Origin of the sequence: Bacillus cereus group sp. MYBK15-3 (assembly GCF_051916765.1) — a bacterium.
GTDB lineage: Bacteria > Bacillota > Bacilli > Bacillales > Bacillaceae_G > Bacillus_A > Bacillus_A cereus.
Map to the genome: position 1 here is coordinate 111336 of NZ_JBQAHG010000007.1, position 21553 is coordinate 132888.

A 21553-nucleotide genomic window follows, 5' to 3' on the forward strand; every position below is an offset into this window, starting at 1 on the left:
GTAATCTTTGAAAGAGAATAAATTAATTCTCATAGAACTCCCATATCGTTCAACTCGTTCAGCGAGAAAGGCAAACTGATGGAAACATGAGGACGCAAAACTACAGGAGCTAAGGTCGAAAGGCTACGCTAGCCAGTTACCGGACGGATAGGGTTGGTCTTGGCCAATGCTTTTACATTGGCTTTTTTTTATTCTCGAACATATTGAGAAACATTTTCAAACAAAATATTCATATATTTTGTTTTTTTGTTTATGTTGATTAAGGAAGGTGGATATTAATGAAAAAATATTGGCATAAGTTATCGTTCCTTCAAAAGAACGTCTTATTAACCGTACTAGTTATTTTGACGCTTGTTGGAAGTATGGGTGCGTTAAGTTTCAACATGTTTCAAAATAGTATGATGTCTTTATTTGAAAGGCAGTCTATTGAAACAGGAGAAATAGTATTAAAAAAATTGGATTTAGAATTAGTTAGAGACATGGCGAAAGATCCTACAGCCGAAAAAGTGAAAAAAGAAAAGTTAACAGAGAAATTAGATGAAGTATCAAAAGAATTGAAAAGCGTTGGACAAACGTATGTTACAGGAGCAAAGCCGAATGAAAAGCGAGAATTACAACTCGTTGGTTTGACTACAGAGTTAACAAATGCGTTTCCTATAAAGCCGGGAGATTATTATGAACAACCCGCTCATTGGATGAAGGCATACGATAAAGTGATTGATACGAAAAAGGCTCAAATGACAGAAGTATATGAAGATGAAATAGGTTCGTGGGTGACAATATTAGAACCAATTACAGATGGAGAAAACAATATTGTTGCAATTATTGCGGCTGACTTAGATGCTTCCATTGTTCCTATTACAAAAGAGAAGTTTATGATACAGGGCTTACTCTTCATCATTATTTCATTAGCAATTGCGACTATTACTCAATTCTTTATCGTGCGTCACTCGCTAGCTCCATTAAAAGATTTACGAGAAGGGTTACGTAAAATTGGTGAAGGTGACTTAAGTATTAAATTAAAAGAAAGACCAGATGATATTGGAATTATTAATGTTTATTTCAATAACACGATTGAAAAATTTAAAGGGATTATAGATAAAGTAAGGCAAACTGCTGAGCAAGTTTCTTCTTCTTCACAAGAATTGTCGGCGAGTACAGAGGAAAACAGCATGGCAGTTCAAGAGATTGCAAGTTCTATTGAAGGTTTAAGAGTAGGGGCACAGTCTCAAAAAACTTCAGTACAACAATGTTTAGGAATTGTACATGGAATGGAAGATAAGGTAGAAGAAATAACTGGGGCTGCAAAACAAGTTGCGGTTGCTTCTGAAGGTATGGAACAACATTCAATTGAAGGTAATGAAGTGATTGGACAAATTATTAATCAAATGAGTTTAATCCAAAATGCAGTACAAGATTTATCTTCCATCATTTATTCGTTAGAAACAAGGTCAAAAGAAATTAGTGATATCGTAACTGTAATTACAGGTATTTCAAATCAAACAAATTTATTAGCTTTAAATGCTTCTATTGAGGCTTCACGTGCTGGAGCAGCTGGAAGAGGGTTTGCAGTTGTTGCTGATGAAGTACGAAAATTAGCAGAACAAACGGAAGCGTCTGCAAAAGATATAGCGAAATTGATTGGTGAAACACAAGCTGAGACAGAAGATGCTGTAGTTTCCATGCAAAAAGGTTCAAAAGAAGTAGAAACTGGAATTTCGCTTGTTCAAAGTAGTGGAGATTTCTTTGAAAAAATCTCAAAATCAGCGCAATCTGTTACAGATCAAGTAAAAGCTGTTTCCGGTAATTCGAGTGACATTTTACAAAATAGCCAGAATATTGTTCAAGTCGTAAATGAATTATCACATATTGCAAATACTTATGCCAACAGCAGTAGTAATGTTGAAGAAAGCATGAAAGAGCAAGAAATATCAGTACAAGATATTGCAGAATTAGCGACTTCTTTAAGTTGGCTTTCTCAGGAATTACAAGAGCTTATTGGTGAGTTTAAAAGCGAATAAGGAGAAAGTTCAATTCTAATCAAGGGGGTATCTCCGCTACTGATTATGAATTGAACGAATCTGCCCTTTAATAAGGGATGAAAAAGGTGTGAATTTTCACACCTTTATTATATTTAAGAGAGGAATTTACATAAATATGAAATTAGCAATTTCTTATAATGAGATGGTAAAAGAATTTTTAGGAAAAGTAGAAGGAAGTATTAAAATACCTAAAGATGTGCAAGGAACAGAACTTAGGATAAAAAGGAAAACGGAACTGTTTTCAAATTTGACTCACATTGTAGATTTAATAGGAGCGACTGCAACGTGGTTATATCATATTTCTAAAGAAAAACATATTGTCGTGCTTTATCATGTAAGAGGAAATTTATTTCCAATTACTATTGAAGTTTCTAATTTTCTCTCCTATGAAAGTTTAAATTTACAAATTGAAGAGCAACTGGAGCAAATTAAAGAAATGAATGAGGAAGAAATAGAAGAGTTTCAAAACGGTAATACATTATATGAAATGTCACCTATTATTATTGGTGAAACATATTATGAGCTAAAAGACACGAATACATTACAATTTGTATTTAGTAAAAATATGCAAAGTGTAGAAATAATATTTAATAGTGTTAATTGGAAAGAGACAACGATTACTCGTTATGCACAACAAATACAAGGTGTTTTAGTTGATATATCACAAAATACTAATAAGTATATAAAACATTTTAATATTATTACAGAGGCCGAGATGGCACTTTATAGTCAAGTGAATGATACGACAGCAGTATATCCTGAGAAAAGTATCGTCGATATGTTCTATAATACTGTTACTCAATTTCCAAATCGTATAGCTTTATCTTCAAGGGAAGGTACTTTAACTTATGAGGAGCTAAATAAAAAAAGTAATCAAATAGCTCATATGTTAATTAAAAACGGCGTCCAATTAGGAGACTATGTTGGAATATTTATGAAACGTAGCATAGACACAGTAGTAAGTATGGTAGCTATATTAAAAGCTGGTGCAGCGTATGTTCCGATTGATCCAGATTATCCGGAAAGTAGAATACAGTACATTATTCAAGATAGCCAAGCGAAAGTTATATTGATGAAAGAGACGCCTATAACATGTGATGGGGTTCAAACAGTTTCATTGTATGATAGTGAAACTTATGAAGATATAGATGTAAAGTTGTCTATTCATTGTGATGATGTAGCTTATATGATTTATACATCGGGTTCAACAGGGAATCCAAAGGGAACGATGTTAGCACATAGAGGCGTTGTTAATCTGTACACTTGGATGAAAAAGCAATATGAATTGACAGAAGAGGATGTATTTGCTCAATTTCCTTCCTTTAGTTTCGATGCTTCTGTATGGGAGTCATTTGCTTCTTTATTCTGCGGAGGAAACTTGTATGTACTATTAGAGGAAGAGCGATTGTCTGTAGAGGCATTTGCAAATGCAATCTATAAAGTGAAAGCAACTTCAATCTTGGCATTAGCAACAATTTTTGTTCGACAAGTAGCAACTTATTTAGCAGAAGAAGATATATATAAGCTAGCTTCCCTAAAAAGAATTGCGATTGGCGGTGAAATGTTACCTGTAGAGGTTATTAAATTGTGGAGAGAAAGAATAGGTACAAATGTTGAAATTTATAATGTATACGGACCGACAGAATGTACTGTAGTGACGACAACCTATAAAATACCTAGTCAGTTAAATGAGGATGTTGCGAGTATTCCCATTGGTAAACCATGTGCTAATTATCAAGTTATGATTTTGGATGAGAATATGAATCTTTGTCCAATTGGTGTACCTGGTGAATTATATATAGATTCAGTGGGATTAGCAAAAGGGTATTTTAATAAGCCTAATAAAACAATTGAAGCTTTTATTCCGAACCCTTTTAATCCTATAGTTAATATATATAAAACAGGTGATATCGTTAAGTTGCTAGAGGATGGAAATATAGAGTTTTTACATCGGAAAGATGATCAAGTAAAAATTAGAGGACATCGTATTGAACTAGGAGAAATCCAAAGTAAAATTTCTCAAAATCATAATATAAAAGAAAATGCTGTTTTTGCTAAGAAGAGTAAGGAAGGTAGCCAATATTTAATCGCGTTCTATACAACTTTAAATAAAAAAGAAATACCAGAATTAGTTTATCAGTTACAAGAGCAATTACCAGATTATATGGTGCCATCTAAACTAATTTATATTAATGAATTACCACTTACACCTAATAAAAAGATTGATGTTAAGAAGTTAGCTCAGTTAGAAGAAAAGTATGAACCGGTTCGGCTACAAGAATATGTTGCACCTTCTAATAAAGCAGAAAAACAAATAGCGAACGCCTGGGCGGAAGTATTAGGAATTTCAAAAGTTGGAGTGCATGATGATTTCTTTACAATTGGTGGACATTCATTAAAAGTATTACGAGTCTTAACATTGTTAAAAGAAAATTTCTCACATTTAACAATTCAAGATTTCTTTAAAGAAAGAACGATATATGGATTAGCTCGAATTGAGCGAGAAGTAAAAGTAGAGAAAGAAGAAGTATTTCGTGAATATAAAGTGATTCACGAGCCAGATACTATCACGTATGCAAACGTTTTGGAAGAAACCCAGATTTCAAATGTCTTTTTAACAGGAGCTACTGGTTATTTAGGATCACACATATTATATGAATTGTTGAGAGATACATCTGCTACTATTTATTGTTTAGTAAGACCAACCAAAGATGTGCAGCAAAGAATTATAAATACATTAACAGGCTACTTTAATGATGTATGTGAAGAATGGTTACACCGTATACAGGCCGTAGCTGGTGATCTGGGAGAAGAGTATCTTGGGATGAGTGAAGAAGAATTTATGTTCATCAGTTCTAAGATGGATACGATAATTCATTGCGGTGCAGATGTAAGACATTTTGGAGATGTAAAACAATTTGAAAATATAAATGTCCAAGGAACTAGCCGGATGCTAGCATTAGCGGAGAAAGGTGCTACATTCCATTTTATTTCTACAATTGGTATCCCGTTAGAATTAGCGGTAGATCAATGGGATACATACATGAAAACTGGTGATTTTAATTACAGTGTAGACTTAGAGAATGTATATTCAAATAGTAAACTACAAGCGGAAAACATTGTTCGTGAAGCAATGAAAAATGGTTTGCGCGGAAATATTTATCGTGCAGGTAATTTAGCATGTCATTCAGAAACAGGTTCGTTCCAACAAAATATTGAAGGAAACGCATTTTATCGTCTTATTAAAACAATGCTATTAATTGGGAAAGCACCAAATGTGAAGTGGAAAGTTGATTTCACACCAATTGATTTTGCTAGTAAATCAATTGTATCGTATTTACAAGATGCGCAAATTGTAGGAGAGACGTTACATATTTGTCATCCACATCAAATTGAGTTTGAACAATTTATACAGCTAATTGGAGAGTGTGGATACAATCTTGAAATGGTTCCACTTTCAGAATATGTAAATACCGGACTTGCATTAGCGAAGGGAAATGAAGTAATAGCAGAGTTAATTGCTTCTCAAGTTGCAGGAGATGGAGCACAGCAATCTGAAATTGTAATGGGTACGCGTAGAACGAATGAATGGATTAAGAAAAAAGAATTGATAGTACCAGCAATTAATAAAGAATTTATACAGCAGTTATTAGCTCATGGTGAAAAAGTTGGTTATTTTCCAAAAATAATGAAATGATTATGCATGCTTTTGTTTGTTCAATAAAATAAATCATGCTACAATGAAAACGAATTAAGGACCGGGGAGCCAATTGGCTGAGAGGATGTAAGTAAACATCGACCCTCAACCTGATCTGGATAATGCCAGCGTAGGGAGTTACTTAAAGTGATGTAGCATATGTTATTCTGTAATAACTTGCATACAAGGCTTTCCTACGCAGTAGGAAAGCCTTTTCTTATTTTTGAAATTTAATTTTATAAGGGGGATTTTATTATGTCACAACAAGTTACAATGTCATTTTCAGTAGTACCACAAGCGAAAACGAAAGATGTATATTCTGTTGTCGATAAAGCAATTGAAGTTGTGCAACAATCGGGAGTTCGTTATGAAGTAGGGGCAATGGAAACAACTTTGGAAGGAGAATTAGATGTACTTCTTGATGTCGTTAAACGTGCGCAACAAGCTTGCGTCGATGCTGGAGCAGAAGAAGTGATTACTTCTATTAAAATCCATTATCGTCCAAGCACTGGTGTAACGATAGATGAAAAGGTTTGGAAGTACCGTGATGAATATGCAAAACCAGAAGCAATCTAAACTTATTACAACTATTTGGCTTATCCTTCTCATTGCGATATGGGAAGGATCTGTTTCATTATTTAAAATCGAACCGTGGATTTTACCAAAGCCTTCTGCCATTGTTCAAGAATTAATTGGGATGAAAGATTTACTATTACCAAATACGATGCAAACACTGCAGGAAGTTATAATTGGACTATTCTTTGCGATTTTATTGGGGACGAGCATCGCAATTATTATGGACGTTATACCGTTATTTCGTATTTTAATAAATCCATTGCTCGTTATTTCGCAAACAATTCCAATTGTTGTACTTGCACCGCTATTTATTATTTGGTTTGGATATGGGATGTTGCCGAAAGTAATGGTCGTAATACTCGTTTGTTTCTTCCCAATTGCGCTTAGTATTTTAGAAGGTTTTCAAACAGTAGATAAAAATATGCTGAAACTGTTACAAACAATGAAGGCGACGAAATGGCAAGTTTACCAGAAGGTAAAATTTCCAGCAGTGCTCCCATACTTTTTCTCAGGTTTAAAAATTGCAGTTACATATAGCGTAATGGGGGCAATTATCGGAGAATGGCTCGGTGCAAGTGAAGGATTAGGCGTTATGCTTACGAGGGCTACAAAATCCTTTTTGACTGCCCGAGTATTTGGTGTTGCAGCAATCATCGTTATAGTGACATTATGCCTGTATTTTATCGTAGAGTTTATGGCAAGAATAACAGCACCATGGATATATAGAAAGGACGGCAGAAAATGAAAAAAGGTTTGAAAGTTATGTTAGCTGCCTTAGTAGCGGTAGGTGTGGCTGGATGTAATCCGGCGAAGAAAGAAGAAAGTGCAAGTAAAGATCAAAAAGTAAAAGTAGTATTAGATTGGTTTCCAAATACGAATCATACTGGCTTGTATGTAGCGAAAACGAAAGATTATTACAAAAAGCAAGGATTAGATGTAGAAATTATTCAACCAGGTGACAATGTAACAGCAGAGCAAATGATAGCATCAGGAAAAGCAGACTTCGCAATAAGTGCACAAGAAAATGTAACGTTAGCTCGTGTAGAAGGAATTCCTGTTGTATCTGTAGGAGCGATTATTCAGCATAACACTTCAGCGTTTGCATCGCTGAAGAAAGATAATATGACGTCCCCGAAAGATTTTGAAGGCAAACGTTACGGCGGCTGGGGAGGACCAGCAGAAGAAGCGACATTAAAGACGATTATGGATAAACATCAAGCTGATTTTAATAAAGTTGAAAAAATCATCTTAGGACAAACAGATTTCTTTAAATCAATCGGTCGTGATGCAGATTTCGAATGGATTTATTACGGTTGGGATGGTATTGAAGCGAAGCGCCAAGGAAAAGAGTTAAATACGATTATGGTGAAGGACTTAGATCCAGCGCTTGATTTCTATAGTCCTGTTATTATTACGAGTGAAAAACATACGAAGCAAGATAAAGACTTTGTGAAAAAGTTTATGAGTGCAACGACAGAAGGTTATAATTTTGCAATTAAGGAACCGAAAGAGGCTGCTGATATTTTAATTAAAGCTGTTCCAGATGTGAATAAAGATTTAGTTCAAGAAAGCCAAAAATGGTTAAGTACGAAGTATCAAGATGATGCTAAAGCATGGGGAGTACAGAAGGAAGAAATTTGGACGAATTACATGAATTTCTTATATGACAACAAAGTTATTAAAAAGAAAATCGATGTAAAAGGTGCTTTTACAAATGAATTCCTTCCAAGTGAAAAATGAGCGGATTACAAATAAAAAATATAGTAAAATCTTTCGACGGAAAGAATGTATTAGAGAATATTAGTGCCTCTATACAAGAGGGAGAGTTTGTTTCCTTTGTAGGACCGAGTGGTTGCGGGAAAAGCACATTATTAAACATGGTTGCAAATGTTGAAAAACCAACAAGTGGGAACGTAACGTATAACGATAAGCAAGTACAAGAGCAAGATGTTGTTAGTTATATGCCACAACAAGATTTATTGCTACCGTGGCGATCAGCTTTGCAAAATATCGTTCTTCCGTTAGAAATTGAAGGGAAACCGAAAAAACAAAGGCTAACAGAAGGAATGGAAGCATTAAAGCAGTTCGAACTAGATGAATATGCAAACCATTATCCAGATGAATTGTCTGGTGGTATGCGTCAAAGAATTAGTTTTCTGCGCACATATTTATGTGAAAAGCCAATTATGCTGCTTGATGAGCCTTTTGGTAAATTAGATGCATTTACAAAAATGGAAGTACATAGCTGGCTTTTAAACTCTTGGCATCAAGAGAAGCAAACAATCGTTATGGTTACACATGACTTAGATGAGGCAATCTTGCTTTCAGATCGCGTATTTATTTTATCTCAAAGACCAGCGTCAATAGTTGGCGAGGTACAAGTGAAATTACTTAGGCCGAGAACGATGGATATGTTAACATCACTCGAATTAAAAAAGGATAAAGAAGAGATTTTAAGTGTGTTAGCTCCTTATATGAAAAAATAGAAAAAGCTGATGTTTTAATTTTAGACGAACCGACTAAACATTTGGATGTAGAAACTAAGATGGCTTTACAGGAAGCGTTACAACAATACAAAGGAACGGTTTTAATTGTCTCACATGAACCTTCTTTCTATGAATCGTAGATAACAAAATTATGAAATATAGAAGAATGGAATGCTGAACAATATGAATAAAGAAAAGGCATTAGCTTTTATGAGCTAATGCCTTTTCTTTATGATTAACATGATTTTCGAGAACTCTTACATGAGAATTGTATGAAGAAGCACTCTTATGGTGCGCTTATAAGCGTGCTTTTTCTTTTGTTATATTTATAATACGAAAGCCTTTCCCTAACAGGTGACTATCTTTCTTTATATATATAGATAGTTCAAAATGGAATAAAAATAATTCCTTTATGTAAAGGATAATATGGATATTATAGGAAGACAATAGAAATTAAAGGAAATTCATGTAAAATTCAAATGAACTCCATATAAACTTCATATTAGAAATTAAATATAATTATAATAGGTTATTGTGATATTTTTGATTTTTTATAAAATTAAAAGTTTGAATTTAGGAGGTATTGCTCAAACCTAAATTCAAACTTTATTGAAGTAATTAATGGATATTACGTCTAGTTTTCGCTAATGACGGCATTTAAAAGTTCGGCAGGATTACCTGTTCCTGCACCGCCAATTGTAATAGATCCACCAGGAGGAATTTCACCATTCCATCCTGCGTTCGTAATTACATAATGATTATTTGTTTTACTACTAATTTTAGAATCCCAAACTTGTGTTAAATTGCCGCTATAATCAAATTCTAATTTCCAATTTTTAATAGGAGTCGTTCCATTATTTTTAATTATAATCGAGAAGTTATAACCGCTGCCCCAATTCGAAGTGACTGAAAATGTAGCAGTACCATTTCCATCAGGAGGTGTCGTATTAGCTTCATCCGTTTTGACAGTAAGAGCGGTAGGTTGTGATTTATTTCCAGCAGCATCTTTGGCAATTACCGAAAATGTGTATTCCGTATTAGGTTTTAAGTTTTTAATTGTAATGCTATTTGTTGTTGTACTCCATTTCTTTTCTCCAGCAGTAATTTCATATTCCGTAACTCCTACGTTATCAGTAGATACAGTCCAGTTTAATTGAACTGAGTTTGAATTTTTATTCGTAACTACAATGTTTTTAACATTCGTTGGTGGCTCAGTATCTTTTTGACTAATAGGTCCACCAAGTAATTCTTTTACTAGCGTATCAAGTAATTTTGGACCACTGCAACTATATTTTGGACTTGTACGGCAATCTCCGCTTAGTTCCCAAAACATTGCTCCACTTAAACCTTTCGTCTTTATATAGTCTGTTTTGTATTTCATAGATTCATTGTCATCGTAGCTAATAAATGTGCCTGTAGTTGCATTATATAAGTAAGGTACTTTAGCTGTGTCATTCCAGTAGCGTACAAAACCATTTTTATTAACGTAATTGGCTGCTAAATCACCGTAATCATACACACCTGTGTCACCGGTAGAGTAATCATCCCAAGTACCTTTAGAAGCAAGTTTCCCATCACTACCTGGTTTGCAAGGTTGATATTGTCCGTTATTTTCTTTGCCACAACTTTTCCAGCCACGTCCGTAAAAGGGTACGCCTAATACTAGTTTATCGACTGGAACACCTTCATTTGTATAAACATTTATAGCACCATCTACGTAAAAATTCGTATTTGCTGCTGGGTCATTTGGATCCTTATATAGAGCTGCATTATGATTAGAAGTAGCTTCCCATCCGCCATGGAAATCATATGTCATAATATTAATCCAATCGAGTATTTGAGAAATTTTCTTTAGTTCTGTATGATCAGCATAGCGTTGGCTTGCACCTGAAGCGATTGTTAGTAAATATTGTTTGCCATCTTCAGCACCTGCTTTATTCAAAGCATTTCGGACGTCTTGAAGAAGGAGAGTGAAATTTTGTTTATCTTCAGGACGATAACTACCACCAGGAATCGTTTCAACGCCCGGATATTCCCAGTCTAAATCTACGCCATCAAACCCATATGCGCGAAGAAAAGCTACTGTAGATTCAGCAAATACTTTTCTTGTTTTTTCATCAGCGGCCATATCAGAAAAGCGGTTAGACCAAGTCCAGCCACCAACGGAAATAATTGTTTTTAAGTGAGGATATTTAGCTTTTAATCGTTTTAGTTCCCCGAAATTTCCGCAACGGGCATATTTATCGCAATCTTCCCAAGTTGTCCCTGAGCCAGGATACGATTTGGTAACATCAGCCCATGGTTCACCGAGTACGAGAGTACCATTAGGAACCTCTTTATTTTGTAATGGTACACCAGATTCTTTACAGTTCCACGTTTGTTTATTTGGATTATCAGGATGAGTAGAAGGGTTTCCATGTTTTCCGTTCCAACAAATATCCGCGAAAGCATAGTTAAGGTGAGTAAGTTTTGATGCATCAATGTCAGCAACTTGATAATTACGTCCGTAAACGCCCCACGAAGGAAAGTATCCAACAATTTTTTGACTTTGCTTTGGTGAATCTGCTAATGCGAGATTTGGAGTAATAAAATTTGTGAGAAAAAGAGGTAAGAAAAGTAGTAGGGATAGTAATAGCAGTGTGAATTTTTGAGACCTCATAGCCATTTCTCCTTTCAAAATAAAAGATATATTTAAAGGCATACGCCAATAAATCAAAATGAATCTAGACGTGTGAAACGTCTAGATAAAATGATCAGACATCACGAAGTCTATACAAGGGAGCTGGGGGTGATTAAATCGTAACAAATGTAAGATTTAGTGTAAACGCTTTATTAAGTTGAAAAAGACTTTCTCAATACAAAAAGGCTTGAATACAAACTATATATGAAAACGAAAAATCGGTATGGGAGGAAAAAGCTCATTATGAATAAATTTGAGAAAAAATTGTATGGAGCCAATTATTAAAGACGTAGAAAGATAAGGAAATATCATGTAAAATAATAGTAAAAATATGTAAAGGAGGGAATAGTGTGGATGTGTTTTTGAACATTGCTGAAGAAAAAATTCGACAAGCAATAAGGAATGGTGATCTTGATTATCTTCCGGGAAAAGGAAAACCACTACAATTAGAAGATCTTTCAATGGTACCTCCAGAACTTAGAATGAGTTATAAAATTTTAAAAAATGCGGGAATGATTCCACCAGAAATGGAACTACAAAAAGATATATTAAAAATAGAGGATCTAATTGCTTGCTGTTATGATGAAGAAGAGAGAAAGAGATTAGGAGAAGAGTTAACAGCAAAAACGCTTCGTTTTCAGCAGGTAATGGAAAAGAGAAAGATTAAAGATAGTTCAGCTTTTCGTATGTATCAAGACAAAGTATTTCGTAAATTACGCTAAGAGGGATAAGATGACTACATTTAAAACGATAGAAGAATTAGCGACCTATATCGAAGAACAACAATTGGTACTTCTGTTTATTAAAACGGAAAATTGTGGTGTTTGTGATGTTATGCTAAGAAAAGTAAATTGCGTATTAGAGAATTATGATTACGTAGAGAAAATAGAGATATTACTACAAGACATGCAGGAGATTGCGGGGCGATATGGAGTATTTACAGGGCCAACAATTTTATTATTTCATAATGGAAAAGAAATTCTTCGTGAATCACGCTTCATTTCACTTGAAAATCTAGAGAGAACCATTCAATTATTCGAGGAATAAGGGAGGCTTTTAAATGGAATTTATTATTGTCATACTATTATTTGTTGTAGTTGGAACAATCGTAACAGCAGTTCGATCGAACAAAAAGAAGGTAAATCTTACAAAACAAAATAACATTCATAATTCATCTAACAGCTCATCACCATTATTTTTCTTTGCTGGATCTGATAATGATAGCTCGCATGATGGCGGCTCACATGATTGTGGAGGATCTTTTGGGGGAGATAGCGGAGGAAGCTGCGGTGGCGGTGGTGATTGATAAAAATGCGCCTTATATAGGCGTATTTCTTTTTAAACAAACGTTTGATTAGTCGGCTTACATATGCATAAACACAGTTAAACAAACGTTTGTTTAATATTTTTAACATACTAAGGGGAATGGAAATGAAAAGGGAACCGAAAGTGAAAAATAAGGGGAAAGTAGTGTTATTTTTATTAGCTGCGGGAGGCGTATTTCTTGTTAAATTAGCATTTAAATTTGGAACCATACATATGATTCGAAATTGGTTTGAAAGTACGTTTTCTTAAATAAGGAATATAGCCTCTTGCGATAGAGGTTTTTGATTTGTTATTATTAGACTGAACGGTCGGTTTAAAGAGGTGTGAATATGAGAAGAAGCGCAGAAGAGATAAAGAAAGAAATTGCATATAAAGCAGAAAGTCTATTTTCACAGAAGGGCTACGCAGCTACATCTATGGAAGAGATTTGTGAAATTACAGAGCGAAGTAAAGGAAGTATTTATTATCACTTTAAAAGTAAAGAAGAATTATTTTTATTTGTAGTGAAACAGCATACGTATGATTGGATTGAAAAATGGAATGAAAAAGAGAAGTTGTATAGCACTAGTACTGAAAAACTATATGGTCTCGCCGAATATCATGTAGAGGACATACAGCAACCAATTTCAAATGCAATAGAGGAATTCTCTATGAGCCAAGTTGTAAGTAAAGAGATTCTGGATGAACTGTTAGCTTTAACTAGAGAATCATATGTTATGTTTGAGAAATTAATTGAAGTAGGTATAGAGTCTGGAGAGTTCCGTGAAGATAATACTCGTGATCTTATGTATATTGTAAACGGATTATTATCAGGACTTGGAGTGCTTTACTACGAATTAGATTATAAAGAGCTGAAACGTATTTATAAAAAGGCAATAGATGTATTGTTAAAAGGAATGGCAGCTGAATAATAGGTCAGTTGCTTTTCTTACAAAAAAAATTAGACCGAACGGTCGGTTTGTGAAAGGGGAATGAAAATGAACGCTTTATTTAAAAACCGAGCATTTATGCTCGTTATGGCGTCTGATATTTTACAACAATTTGCAATTTGGATCAGAAATATGGCTCTTTTGTATTTTATAATGGAGCGAACGAATAATGATCCAGTTTCTGTTTCGTTGTTATCAGTTATGGAATATGCACCTATTTTTATTTTCTCGTTTATCGGTGGTGCGCTAGCTGATCGCTGGAATCCGAAAAGAACAATGGTCGCTGGAGATGTATTAAGTGTACTGTCTATTATAGGAATTGTCTTGTTGTTAAAGCTGGATTATTGGCAGGCTATATTTTTTGCAACACTCATTTCCGCGATTGTAGGTCAGTTTTCTCAGCCCTCATCTTCGCGTATATTTAAGCGCTATGTAAAAGAAGGAGAGGTAGCAAATGCGATTGCATTTAACCAAACATTACAGTCATTATTTCTGATTTTTGGACCAGTGGTAGGATCGCTTGTGTATACACAACTTGGTTTATTTACATCACTATATAGCTTAATCATTTTATTTTTGTTATCTGCTATCGCCCTTTCATTCTTACCAAAATGGGTTGAAAAAGAGCAGGTGGCGAGAGACTCATTAAAAAATGATATAAAAGAAGGTTGGAAGTATGTTCTTCATACGAAAAATTTACGTATGATTACGATCACTTTTACAATTATGGGTTTAGCTGTTGGATTAACGAATCCATTAGAAGTATTCCTTGTAATTGAACGTTTAGGTATGGAAAAAGAAGCTGTTCAATATTTAGCGGCAGCTGACGGAATAGGTATGTTACTCGGTGGTATTGTTGCTGCAGTTTTCGCTTCAAAAGTGAATCCGAAAAAGATGTTTGTATTCGGTATGGGTATATTAGCCATTTCATTTTTAGTAGAAGGGCTATCTACATCATTTTGGATTACTAGTTTCATGAGATTTGGAACAGGTATTTGTTTAGCTTGTGTTAATATTGTTGTCGGTACGCTTATGATTCAACTTGTACCAGAAAATATGGTTGGAAGAGTAAATGGAACGATTTTACCACTGTTTATGGGGGCAATGCTAATTGGAACTTCATTAGCTGGAGGATTAAAGGAACTAACTTCACTAGTTACTGTGTTTTGTATAGCGATGGCACTTATTTTATTAGCGATAGGGCCAGTTGTACGTATGCAAATAAAGAAAGAAGATATCGCTAACAAAGAGGCACTAACAAATTCATTAGCTTCAAAATAACTATTGTAAGGGAGCAATATTGCTCCTTTTTTCTTTGAGGAACTTTTGACAACTATATGAGCCAATTATATACTGATGTTGTAAAAACGATTTTACAGGTTAGGAGCAATGGTGTGAAAAATCAAATCTATGAATTACGCACTGAAAATAATATTTCACAAGGCGCATTAGCTGATAAATGTAAGGTTTCTAGACAAACGATAAATGCAATTGAGAATAATAAATATGATCCAAGCTTAGCGTTAGCGTTCCGTTTAGCTGAAGTATTAGGAACAACTGTTGATAAATTATTTTTGTACAAGCAGTAGAGTCGTTCATTATAAGGCGCACCTTTAAAAATAAAAAAGATCCTCTTCTTATGAGAAGAGGATCTTTTCTTATAGCGTTTTAGTCTTTGGACTAGGTGGTGTAACGGATGTATTATTTTCTGGAACTCTAGTTAGTAAGAATCCTCCGATAATAAATAGAACAATAATACTAAGAACACCAGCGTTTGTTTTTCCTGTTAATTGCGTTGTAACACCGACTAATACCGGACCCATAATTGCGGCAAACTTCCCAAATATATTATAAAATCCGAAGAATTCATTAGCAGATTCTTTTGGTACTAGTTTTGCAAAGTATGAACGACTTAGTGCTTGAATACCACCTTGAGATGTAGCAACTAACATTGCTAAAATCCAAAAATCAAGTGTCGTTTTTAAAAAATAAGCATATGTGCAAATAATGATATAAATAATGATACCGACATATAGCATTTTTTTGCCAGTAAATGTTTCAGATAATTTTCCGTATAGTAAAGCAAATGGACAAGCGACAATTTGTGTTACAAATAATATGATTAATAGATTCGTTGCACTAATACCGAGATCGGTTCCGTAAGCGGTAGACATAGTAATAATTGTATCGACTCCGTCAATATAGAAAAAGTAAGCGATTAGAAACATAAATACAGTTTTATATTCTTTAATATTTTTAAAAGTATCAGCAAGACGTTTGAAGCTCATTCTAATAGGTCTTGGATGACGCTCAATATAGTGTGTTTGCTCTACGTTTTTTAGCATTGGAATTGTAAATAACCCCCACCAAAGAGCTGTTATTGCAAAGGAAATTTGACTAGCAATGCCGACCGATAAGGGAATAGTTCCTTTTTGAGAAAGAATAATAAGAGCGATACAACCGATAAAAGGAATTGTACTCCCGATATAACCTAATGCAAATCCTCTTGTAGAAATTCGGTCCATTCTATCTTCAGAAGTGACGTCTACTAAAAATGCATCATAGAAAATGTTTGCTCCAGCAAAGCCGATTAAGGCGAGCATATAGCACCCTAGCAATAAGTACCACTGAGAGGTTGGAACGACTGCTAACATACTTGTAAATACGATACCGAGTCCAAAGAAGAATGTGAAAAAACGTTTTTTAAATCCTTTATAATCAGCAACTGTGCCAAGAATAGGAGCAAGTATAGAAATTAAAAGTGTTGCGAATGAGTTTGCATATCCCCAATATGCTGTTGAAGTTGCCCCAGATAGTCCAGCTTCTTTTGCAGCTGCTTTAAAGTAAATTGGAAATAATGCAGTTGTAATGACGAGCGAGTATACAGAGTTCGCCCAATCGTATAATATCCAGCTTTTTTCTTGTCTGGACATTTTTTTCATATAATGTTCCCCCTTAAATTTGTTTTACTAACAGTGTACAAAAATAAAAATTATAAAAAGAGAAACAGTGATGAATTTTACATAACTTTTACATATATACACAGTTCTTTACAATTGGAGTAAATCCTCTACAATTGCTCCGTCTGTTTTACCTAAGTGTAAACCGAGTAGTCTAGCGATAGTTGGACCTTCATCAATAAGTCTCATATACGGGACGGTAAAGCCACTTTTTATTCCTTTCCCAGCAGCGATAAAAATTGTTTCATAGTTAGGTTTTGTTGGAGAGTATCCATGCGTACCAAATGTATATTTTTTACTAGGCGTAACATCTTTTTCAGTAATTTCTTTTATGAAATCTCCTGTATAGTTTTCAGTGAAATAATACCCTTCTCGTGCTTCTAACATGAATAAACAATTACCGTCTGCACCGCAGTCTTTGGCAGCTTCATCATGAAGTATAAATTCAATTCCGTTTTGTTTATTTTGAAGTAGGTCTTCAAGGAGTAGTTGTACCTCGCGAATTGTATCCGTATCATTTTTGTCCTTTACATATACATAGGCAGAGCCGTCGCAACTTTGGCAATAGGCTTTCCAGTCTACTAATTTTCCTTTTTTATTAAGAGATATAAGTCCTCTTTGATGGAATAGCACATTTAATTGGATGGATTTGTTTTCACTTAAAGCGCTATGATCACCAAGGGCAATAATTGTACTTTCTTCGTATAGGTCACTTTCTTTTAGTGCTTGAATAATTTTCCCTAGACGTTCGTCATGTCTCTGGATAGCAGCTATTGTTTCGTTAGATTCAAAGCCGTGATAGTGTCTTTGGGTGTCTAGATCGGTGAAATGTACAAACATGACATTAGGCTTTTTCGTCTGGATTGTATGCACAGCAGAGGCGAGGACGAAATCATCCAGCTCTGGTTGTGATAAACCATTTCTTATATGGCCGAAACGACGATTTAAATCTAATTGGTATAGTGGGCTACCGCTAAATAAGGAAACTAACACTTGATTTTGCCAAGGTCTATTGGGGAAAATTTCTGGTAAATTGTAATCGATGTTCGCTCTTCCAGTAACAGGCCATAGAAGGGCGGCTGTCGTTAAATTTGCTTTGCGCGCTTCATCATACAATGTTGTTCCTTTTATTGATTTTCGGTACCAATGCCAATCAGGTGATTCACGCCCTGGTTGAAGTAACGTATTGCTAACAACACCGTGCTTGTTAGGGTAATTACCAGTTACAATTGTTGAGTGGCTTGGATATGTTACAGAAGGATAAATTGGTTCTACTTTTTCGACAACCGTGCCCTTTTTTATTAGAGATTGGAAATGAGGTAGTTTTTGTAGTATAGGAAAATCTAAAGCTGATAAACAGTCGAATGATAAAATAATGACGTGGTTTGTTAATGCTTTATCCATAAAGTTCCCTCCTGATTATATAAAACCTATTCTTATATATTACTATTAATACCTAGTAATAAAAATATATTTTTAGGTGAAAATTTATTATTTATTTTCAGAAAAATTAAACATATAATTAAGTATAAGGGAATCTATGGAAGGAGGAAACACTATGGATTGGTTAGATGGATTTGGTATCTTTTACATCATTGGTGGAATTACGATTATCCTTGTATTTGCTATTTCATATTTACTAAAGAAACGGTTTCCAGACAAACAGTTCGATATTATATTTGCACTTAGTTTAATACTTCTTTGCTTAGCGTCCTTTCCCGTTACAATGATGGTTATTGGTGGGTGGGAAGGAATGGGATATGGATTTATTGGTTTCTTTGTCCTACTTGGTACACTTATCGGTATGATTGCACATCAACTTGTGAAAATTACGCGGAAAAGCTACGTATAAAACTGTAAAAAACGAAAAGAATATATAATAATAAGAAAATTAGCTATTGTTTTAAAAAAGAATTTGTATTATGATAATCAACAAATTTATTTCGTTATAACGATGAAAAAGGACTAGTACATGTTCAACCTTTTTAGCAGAGAGAGAATCCGCCAGGCTGAAAGATTCTTAAAAAGGCAATATGGAACCTGCCTTTGAGTTCTGCATATGCAGCGGGAATTTCCCGTTATCAAAAAGAGAGCATGCGCAATTTTTGTGCATGAATCAGGGTGGTAACGCCGGCAAAGCTCGGTCCCTATTTAGGGACGCGGGCTTTTTTGTATTTTCTAGAAGGAGGAAGACTGACTATGGCAAAAGAACAAGTGCAAGCCATTACGAAGATGGAAGAGGACTTTGCGCAGTGGTATACCGATATTGTAAAAAAAGCCGAACTTGTTGATTATTCAAGTGTAAAAGGGTGCATGATTTTACGTCCGTATGGTTATGCCTTATGGGAGAATATGCAGAAGGTGATGGATGAGAAGTTAAAAGAAACTGGCCATGAAAATGTATATATGCCAATGTTTATCCCAGAGAGTTTATTGCAAAAAGAGAAGGATCATGTTGAAGGATTTGCTCCGGAAGTAGCATGGGTTACGCATGGTGGAGATGAAAAGTTAGCGGAAAGACTTTGTGTACGTCCTACATCTGAAACTTTATTCTGTGAGCATTTTTCAAAAATTGTGCAATCCTATAATGATTTGCCAAAGTTATATAATCAGTGGTGTTCAGTAGTTCGTTGGGAGAAGACAACTAGGCCGTTCCTTCGTACGACTGAATTTTTATGGCAAGAGGGTCATACAATCCATGAAACGGCAGAAGAATCGCAGGCTGAAACATTAAATATTTTAAACTTATATGCTTCTTTCTGTGAGGATTATTTAGCAATACCAGTTATTAAAGGACAAAAAACAGAAAAAGAGAAGTTTGCTGGAGCAAAGGCAACTTATACAATTGAAAGTTTAATGCATGATGGAAAAGCACTTCAAACAGGAACCTCTCATAACTTTGGGACGAATTTCTCAGAAGCATTTGATATTAAGTTTTTAGATCGTAACGGTAAGTGGCAATATGTGCACCAAACATCTTGGGGTGTATCAACAAGAATGATAGGCGGGCTAATAATGGTTCATAGTGATAATAATGGACTTGTAATGCCACCAAAAGTCGCTCCAGTGCAAGTTGTTATTGTACCAATTGCTCAGCATAAAGAAGGAGTTTTAGCAAAAGCAATAGAGTTACAAGCACATATTCAAAAGGTTGCACGAGTAAAAATAGATGCTAGTAATAAAACACCAGGCTGGAAATTTAATGAGTATGAAATGAAGGGGATTCCAATTCGATTAGAAGTTGGCCCTAAAGATATTGAAAAGAATCAAGTTGTACTTGTAAGAAGAGATACGAAGGAAAAAGAGTTTGTACCAATGGATCAATTAGAAGAACGTATTCCAGCATTACTTGAAGAAATTCATATTGCTTTATTTAATAAAGCAAAAGCATTTCGCGATGAGAATACGTATGTTGCGACAAATTTCGAAGAGATGAAAAAAATAGCTGACGAAAAGCAAGGCTTTATTAAGGCAATGTGGTGCGGGGAATTAGCTTGTGAAGAAAAACTAAAAGAAGAAGTTGGAGTATCTTCACGTTGTATGCCTTTTGAGCAAGAGCATTTAGCTGAAGAATGCATTTGTTGTGGTAAAGAAGCTAAACAAATGGTGTATTGGGGAAAAGCGTATTAATACTTTTTCTGATAGGTGATAAAAAGGACTTTGGGCTGCATAATAAAATATAATCCAAAGTCCTTTTTAGTTTTATACTGTATTTCATGTATTCTTTTGATGGAAGGATGCTGCTCTTATTTTACGTTTTTACGACGAATAAACAGTAACATACCAATTAGGAATGTTGAAAGACCCATTAAAATAGATATAGGGTAATGCGTTGCAGTATTAGGTAATTTATCACCTTGTTTTTTTGTATTATCTTTTACATTATCCCCTTGAGAACCTTTGCCCTCCTCAGAATTGCTATCGCCTTTAACACGATTGCCTTGAGAGCCATTACCACCTTGAGAACTGCTATCACCTTTAACACGATTGCCTTGAGAGCCATTACCACCTTGAGAACTGCTATCACCTTTAACACGATTGCCACCTTGAGAGCCATTACCGCCGTGTGAGCCACTGCCACCAGAACCATTGCCACCAGAACCGTTATCACCAGAGCCGTTGCCACCAGAACCGTTACCGCCAGAGCCGTTGCTACCAGAACCGCTGCCACCAGAGCCGTTGCTACTAGAACCGTTACCACCAGAGCCGTTGCTACCAGAACCGTTACCGCCAGAACCACTGCCACCGGAACCGCTGCCACCAGAGTCATTGCCACCAGAACCGTTACCGCCGGAACCGTTTTCACCAGAACCACTGCCGCTAGAACCGTTGCCACCAGAGCCATCGCCACCAGAACCGTTATCGCCGGAACCATTGCCGCCAGAGCCACTGCCATCAGAACCGTTACCGCCGGAACCATTGCCGCCAGAGCCACTGCCATCAGAACCGTTACCGCCGGAACCATTGCCACCAGAGCCGTTGCCACCAGAACCGTTGCCGCCAGAGCCACTGCCATCAGAACCGTTACCGCCGGAACCGTTGCCGCCAGAGCCACTGCCACCAGAACCGTTACCGCCAGAACCGTTTTCACCAGAGCCGCTGCCACCAGAACCATTGCTACCAGAGCCACTGCCACCAGAACCACTATCGTCCTGAGAACCGTTATTTCCTGGAGGTTTATTATTATCCTTTGAGTTTCCTTCTGCAAAATGATCGCTATTTTGTACAATAGCGTTTGTTAATGGTTGGAAGTTTTCAGTTGCAGCATTACCGATATTTAAACCGCTAAAAAAAGATAGAGAGAGTGTTGATGCTAAAATGAAGATTTTCGTCATGGTTTTCCTCCTAAGAAATGAA

Annotated in this window: 19 protein-coding genes, 2 riboswitches and 1 other annotated feature; of the genes, 15 read left to right on the top strand and 4 right to left on the bottom strand. The window is 35.5% G+C overall.

Going from position 1 to position 21553, the window contains the following annotated elements:
- Positions 1–59: 59 nt before the first annotated feature.
- A riboswitch (cyclic di-GMP riboswitch) is annotated at positions 60–144 on the top strand.
- A gap of 134 nt (positions 145–278) precedes the next feature.
- The 6 genes from ACTFR8_RS25185 to ACTFR8_RS25210 all read left to right on the top strand — a co-directional run bounded on the left by ACTFR8_RS25185 (position 279) and on the right by ACTFR8_RS25210 (position 8801).
- On the top strand, positions 279–2021 hold the full coding sequence (locus ACTFR8_RS25185) for a methyl-accepting chemotaxis protein (RefSeq protein WP_061140017.1): 1743 nt from the start codon (positions 279–281) through the stop codon (positions 2019–2021).
- A gap of 136 nt (positions 2022–2157) precedes the next feature.
- Entirely contained in the window at positions 2158–5739 is a 3582-nt protein-coding gene (locus ACTFR8_RS25190) for a non-ribosomal peptide synthetase family protein (protein WP_252209770.1), read from the top strand.
- A gap of 52 nt (positions 5740–5791) precedes the next feature.
- Positions 5792–5893: riboswitch (TPP riboswitch) on the top strand.
- Positions 5894–5994: 101 nt separating this feature from the next.
- Positions 5995–6315, top strand: coding sequence for an MTH1187 family thiamine-binding protein (locus ACTFR8_RS25195; RefSeq protein WP_000082906.1), 321 nt, complete (start codon positions 5995–5997; stop codon positions 6313–6315).
- Positions 6287–7060 (top strand): ABC transporter permease, encoded by a 774-nt coding sequence (locus ACTFR8_RS25200; RefSeq protein WP_001057164.1) that lies wholly within the window; start codon positions 6287–6289, stop codon positions 7058–7060. Before ACTFR8_RS25195 ends, ACTFR8_RS25200 begins: the two co-directional genes overlap by 29 nt.
- Positions 7057–8055 (top strand): ABC transporter substrate-binding protein, encoded by a 999-nt coding sequence (locus ACTFR8_RS25205; RefSeq protein WP_252209771.1) that lies wholly within the window; start codon positions 7057–7059, stop codon positions 8053–8055. Before ACTFR8_RS25200 ends, ACTFR8_RS25205 begins: the two co-directional genes overlap by 4 nt.
- Positions 8052–8801: an ABC transporter ATP-binding protein gene (locus ACTFR8_RS25210; protein WP_252209772.1), complete on the top strand. Its 750-nt coding sequence runs from the start codon at positions 8052–8054 to the stop codon at positions 8799–8801. The genes ACTFR8_RS25205 and ACTFR8_RS25210 overlap by 4 nt, the downstream gene beginning before the upstream one ends.
- A gap of 634 nt (positions 8802–9435) precedes the next feature.
- Here the strand turns inward: ACTFR8_RS25210 and ACTFR8_RS25215 are convergent.
- Complete coding sequence (locus ACTFR8_RS25215; RefSeq protein ID WP_252209773.1) at positions 9436–11460, bottom strand: glycosyl hydrolase family 18 protein; 2025 nt, start codon at positions 11458–11460, stop codon at positions 9436–9438.
- 371 nt (positions 11461–11831) lie between these two features.
- On the opposite strand from ACTFR8_RS25215, the gene ACTFR8_RS25220 reads away from it, so the two are divergent.
- The 7 genes from ACTFR8_RS25220 to ACTFR8_RS25250 all read left to right on the top strand — a co-directional run bounded on the left by ACTFR8_RS25220 (position 11832) and on the right by ACTFR8_RS25250 (position 15325).
- Entirely contained in the window at positions 11832–12203 is a 372-nt protein-coding gene (locus tag ACTFR8_RS25220) for a J-domain-containing protein (protein WP_050821541.1), read from the top strand.
- A gap of 10 nt (positions 12204–12213) precedes the next feature.
- On the top strand, positions 12214–12528 hold the full coding sequence (locus tag ACTFR8_RS25225) for a thioredoxin family protein (RefSeq protein WP_000206517.1): 315 nt from the start codon (positions 12214–12216) through the stop codon (positions 12526–12528).
- 13 nt (positions 12529–12541) lie between these two features.
- Positions 12542–12787, top strand: coding sequence for a hypothetical protein (locus ACTFR8_RS25230; RefSeq protein WP_000394369.1), 246 nt, complete (start codon positions 12542–12544; stop codon positions 12785–12787).
- Between the two features lie 125 nt (positions 12788–12912).
- On the top strand, positions 12913–13056 hold the full coding sequence (locus ACTFR8_RS25235; protein ID WP_016111322.1) for a hypothetical protein: 144 nt from the start codon (positions 12913–12915) through the stop codon (positions 13054–13056).
- 80 nt (positions 13057–13136) lie between these two features.
- Complete coding sequence (locus ACTFR8_RS25240) at positions 13137–13718, top strand: TetR/AcrR family transcriptional regulator (protein ID WP_001254433.1); 582 nt, start codon at positions 13137–13139, stop codon at positions 13716–13718.
- A gap of 66 nt (positions 13719–13784) precedes the next feature.
- Positions 13785–15017, top strand: coding sequence for an MFS transporter (locus ACTFR8_RS25245; RefSeq protein ID WP_000992567.1), 1233 nt, complete (start codon positions 13785–13787; stop codon positions 15015–15017).
- Positions 15018–15073: 56 nt separating this feature from the next.
- Positions 15074–15325, top strand: coding sequence for a helix-turn-helix transcriptional regulator (locus ACTFR8_RS25250; protein ID WP_002023181.1), 252 nt, complete (start codon positions 15074–15076; stop codon positions 15323–15325).
- 69 nt (positions 15326–15394) lie between these two features.
- Here the strand turns inward: ACTFR8_RS25250 and ACTFR8_RS25255 are convergent, their stop codons facing one another.
- The gene (locus tag ACTFR8_RS25255; protein ID WP_000738812.1) at positions 15395–16678 is read right to left on the bottom strand and encodes an MFS transporter; all 1284 of its coding nucleotides are present in this window, start codon (positions 16676–16678) and stop codon (positions 15395–15397) included.
- A gap of 108 nt (positions 16679–16786) precedes the next feature.
- Positions 16787–18100, bottom strand: coding sequence for an alkaline phosphatase family protein (locus ACTFR8_RS25260; protein WP_069604731.1), 1314 nt, complete (start codon positions 18098–18100; stop codon positions 16787–16789).
- A 154-nt stretch (positions 18101–18254) separates the two neighbouring features.
- Here ACTFR8_RS25260 and ACTFR8_RS25265 point away from each other — a divergent pair, with 154 nt between their 5' ends.
- Positions 18255–18548, top strand: coding sequence for a YesK-like family protein (locus ACTFR8_RS25265; RefSeq protein WP_000383853.1), 294 nt, complete (start codon positions 18255–18257; stop codon positions 18546–18548).
- Positions 18549–18641: 93 nt separating this feature from the next.
- Positions 18642–18848, top strand: a binding site (T-box leader).
- Positions 18849–18895: 47 nt separating this feature from the next.
- Entirely contained in the window at positions 18896–20326 is a 1431-nt protein-coding gene (gene proS, locus ACTFR8_RS25270) for a proline--tRNA ligase (protein WP_001040974.1), read from the top strand.
- A 116-nt stretch (positions 20327–20442) separates the two neighbouring features.
- Here proS and ACTFR8_RS25275 read toward each other — a convergent pair whose 3' ends face one another.
- Positions 20443–21531 (bottom strand): LPXTG cell wall anchor domain-containing protein, encoded by a 1089-nt coding sequence (locus ACTFR8_RS25275; RefSeq protein WP_252210021.1) that lies wholly within the window; start codon positions 21529–21531, stop codon positions 20443–20445.
- Between the last annotated feature and the right edge of the window lie 22 nt (positions 21532–21553).

Bases quoted from the DNA above. Each gene is read 5' to 3' on its own strand.
- ACTFR8_RS25185 (WP_061140017.1), top strand. From the start codon at position 279: ATGAAAAAATATTGGCATAAGTTATCGTTCCTTCAAAAGAACGTCTTA.
- ACTFR8_RS25190 (WP_252209770.1), top strand. From the start codon at position 2,158: ATGAAATTAGCAATTTCTTATAATGAGATGGTAAAAGAATTTTTAGGA.
- ACTFR8_RS25195 (WP_000082906.1), top strand. From the start codon at position 5,995: ATGTCACAACAAGTTACAATGTCATTTTCAGTAGTACCACAAGCGAAA.
- ACTFR8_RS25200 (WP_001057164.1), top strand. From the start codon at position 6,287: ATGAATATGCAAAACCAGAAGCAATCTAAACTTATTACAACTATTTGG.
- ACTFR8_RS25205 (WP_252209771.1), top strand. From the start codon at position 7,057: ATGAAAAAAGGTTTGAAAGTTATGTTAGCTGCCTTAGTAGCGGTAGGT.
- ACTFR8_RS25210 (WP_252209772.1), top strand. From the start codon at position 8,052: ATGAGCGGATTACAAATAAAAAATATAGTAAAATCTTTCGACGGAAAG.
- ACTFR8_RS25215 (WP_252209773.1), bottom strand. From the start codon at position 11,460: ATGAGGTCTCAAAAATTCACACTGCTATTACTATCCCTACTACTTTTC.
- ACTFR8_RS25225 (WP_000206517.1), top strand. From the start codon at position 12,214: ATGACTACATTTAAAACGATAGAAGAATTAGCGACCTATATCGAAGAA.
- ACTFR8_RS25230 (WP_000394369.1), top strand. From the start codon at position 12,542: ATGGAATTTATTATTGTCATACTATTATTTGTTGTAGTTGGAACAATC.
- ACTFR8_RS25235 (WP_016111322.1), top strand. From the start codon at position 12,913: ATGAAAAGGGAACCGAAAGTGAAAAATAAGGGGAAAGTAGTGTTATTT.
- ACTFR8_RS25240 (WP_001254433.1), top strand. From the start codon at position 13,137: ATGAGAAGAAGCGCAGAAGAGATAAAGAAAGAAATTGCATATAAAGCA.
- ACTFR8_RS25245 (WP_000992567.1), top strand. From the start codon at position 13,785: ATGAACGCTTTATTTAAAAACCGAGCATTTATGCTCGTTATGGCGTCT.
- ACTFR8_RS25250 (WP_002023181.1), top strand. From the start codon at position 15,074: ATGAGCCAATTATATACTGATGTTGTAAAAACGATTTTACAGGTTAGG.
- ACTFR8_RS25255 (WP_000738812.1), bottom strand. From the start codon at position 16,678: ATGAAAAAAATGTCCAGACAAGAAAAAAGCTGGATATTATACGATTGG.
- ACTFR8_RS25260 (WP_069604731.1), bottom strand. From the start codon at position 18,100: ATGGATAAAGCATTAACAAACCACGTCATTATTTTATCATTCGACTGT.
- ACTFR8_RS25265 (WP_000383853.1), top strand. From the start codon at position 18,255: ATGGATTGGTTAGATGGATTTGGTATCTTTTACATCATTGGTGGAATT.
- proS (WP_001040974.1), top strand. From the start codon at position 18,896: ATGGCAAAAGAACAAGTGCAAGCCATTACGAAGATGGAAGAGGACTTT.
- ACTFR8_RS25275 (WP_252210021.1), bottom strand. From the start codon at position 21,531: ATGACGAAAATCTTCATTTTAGCATCAACACTCTCTCTATCTTTTTTT.